2 protein-coding genes and 1 pseudogene are annotated in these 2,678 nt (G+C 38.9%); all 3 read left to right on the forward strand.

What is annotated here, in order from left to right; genetic code table 11:
• Window positions 1-220, forward strand: a pseudogene (locus K6G87_RS13900) (prepilin peptidase); the annotation flags it as partial.
• 35 nt (window positions 221-255) lie between these two features.
• A complete protein-coding gene (pilM, locus tag K6G87_RS13905) occupies window positions 256-2,430 on the forward strand; it encodes a pilus assembly protein PilM (protein WP_296838509.1) in 2,175 nt (724 codons plus the stop codon).
• A gap of 3 nt (window positions 2,431-2,433) precedes the next feature.
• On the forward strand, window positions 2,434-2,678 hold a 245-nt coding region (locus K6G87_RS13910), incomplete at its 3' end, for a hypothetical protein (RefSeq protein ID WP_296838511.1).

Consider the following 2,678-nt stretch of genomic DNA (forward strand, 5'->3'; position numbering starts at 1 on the left):
AAAACTCATGGCAGCGACAGGACTACTTATAGGATGGAAGCTTAATATTCTGGCTTTCTTCCTTGGTTGTATATATGGAAGTGTAATACATCTTATTCGCATGAAGATAAGTAATAAAGGTCATGTACTTGCGCTTGGACCTTATCTGGCGGCCGGAGTCATGACAGCGCTACTTGTTGGAGATAAGATAATCAACTGGTATTTTGGAAGCATATTGTAACTGTTGAACAGCATAAATCCGGAGGATAAAACAGGATGGCAAAAGTCCTAAGTATCGAAATCGGAAATACACTAACAGAAATAGTAGAGATGGATTATAAGGCAAGAAACCCCAAGGTTTACAAGAGCCTTATGCTTTCCACACCTGAAGGCGTTCTTGATGAAGGAATGCTCTATAACTATGAGAATTTTGCGCAGGCTCTTAAAAAGATGTTAAAGGCAAAAGGCTTTAAGGCAAAGAAAGTAATATTCTCTGTATCTTCTAACAGAATTGCCAGCAGGGAAGTAGAGATTCCATATATCAAGGAGAATCAGATAAGGGATTTTGTACTTGCCAATGCTTCAGACTATTTTCCTGTAGATATTACTGAATATAGTATTTCATATACAGTTCTTGAGAATCTGCAGAATGAAGATGGTGGTAAGTCTATAAGGATCAATGCCCTTGCTGCACCTACAGAAATGCTGGATAGCTATAAGGAGTTTGCAAAGGTAGCAGGTCTTGAAATTGAAGCAATTGACTATGATGGGAACTCTCTGTATCAGGCTGTAAAGAAGGAATGTTCTGTTGGAAGCCAGATCGTTATCAAAATAGATGAGAAGAGTTCTATCGTAACGGTCATGAAGGATGGCGTTCAAAGTCTTACAAGAACAGTTCCTTATGGTATTGAGGAAGCTGTAGATACAATTATATACAGTCATATCTATTCTGATAATACTTCCCATTCAGAAGCTATCAGTTATTTGAGAACTGTAAAATGTGTTAATCCGGCTTTTGACATGGAAGCATTTTATAGGGCAAGGGAAGAAAAAATAAGAGCACAGGCAATGGCTAAAGCTGAAGAAGAAGCTCAAAAGGTGCAGGAGGATAATCCTGATACTGATCAGCCTTTTGGTGGATTCGGTCAGGAAGGTGTGAGCTCTGATACTGAAGGCGGCGCCTTTGATTTTGGAAATAATAATGCTGAATCTGTAGGAAGTGAAACTGAAAATGGTACCTTTAATTCTGAAGGTAGTAATTCAGATGATGAGAGCGGTACTAATGATAATTCTGCATATGAAGAACTCGATACAGGCAGCCTCTATGAAGAGGAGGAAGTTGATCCTCTTGTCAAAGAGATCCGGGAAAATGTAACCTTCTCATTTGAAAATCTTGTAAGTGGCCTTTCCACAGTTCTTGATCTTTACTATTCAAGGAGTAAAGGTCAAAAGGTAGACAGAGTTTTAATTACAGGTATAGGTGGAACTATTCAGGGAATAGATGATCTTATCACCAATACCCTTGATGTATCAGCTCAGCAGATATCTACACTTGAGGGAATACAGCTTGGCAAGGTATTTAAGAATGGAATATTCGGTGAATACGTTGGATGTATTGGCGCTGCTATAAAGCCTGTAGACTTCCTTATTAAGGAAAAGAAGGTTAAGAGTACTGGAACAGATATAACATCAATAGCAAGACTGGTACTTATAGGATGCGCAGGAGCAGCAGTACTTATGCTGGCGATGGCAGTTCCGCCGTACTTAAGTGCTCAAAACACTAATAAAGATCTTAAGAATAAGCTTAAGGAAGTAGTAAGTATTATTCCTATATACCAAAAGTATACATTGTCCAAACAGGCATATGAATATGTTAACCTGGCCTATGAACTAAAAGATGAGCCGGCAGCTCATATAGTGGAATTTATAGAAGAAATGGAAGAAAAGCTTCCTGCAGATGTTCTTGTATCTTCTATGAATACTGATAACTCTACTGTTTCAATAACAATGTCAGTAAGCACCAAAGAAGAAGCAGCAGATGTTTATGAACAGTTCTGTACATTTGAATCGCTTCAAAGTGTGACAATAGACCGTATTACAGATGAAACTTCAGATGAAGGAGACGGCTATATCTCATTTACACTTGTTGGCGTATATGCAGAAAGAACATCTGATGAAGCAGTAACCGGTGAAAGTACAGATGACGCTACTGTAAATAGCAGTTCAGACGAAAATGCTAGCGAAAATATCGCAGAAACAGATGTTGCTACTGAAGATACCACACAGACTGATAATGCTACTGATAATATCAGCAATGCGGATAATAGTGCACAAAGCAGCACAGTAGTAGCATCAGATGGTTCAACTGATGACGATCTTGGTGATGAAGCTGGAGAGCTTTCTACTGATGAATCAGGCGAAGCAGGAACCGGATCAACCAATGGAGGTTAACAAATGGCACCTAAGATTTCTGAAAGAGATAAAGCTTTACTTATGATATTTGGCGGTGTTGCAATTGCCGGACTTACCTATTATTACGGCTATTACGGTCTTAATGAGAAAAGGGCTGTGATCGAAGCCGAAAATACAACCCTTAGGAATCAGGTTCAGGTTCTTAGCTCGGTTGCTGCTAATAAAGATACCTATGAGAAGGATACTGATCAGTACATAGTATCAACTAATAAGATCATGGCTGGATA

This window comes from Butyrivibrio sp. (genome assembly GCF_024699075.1).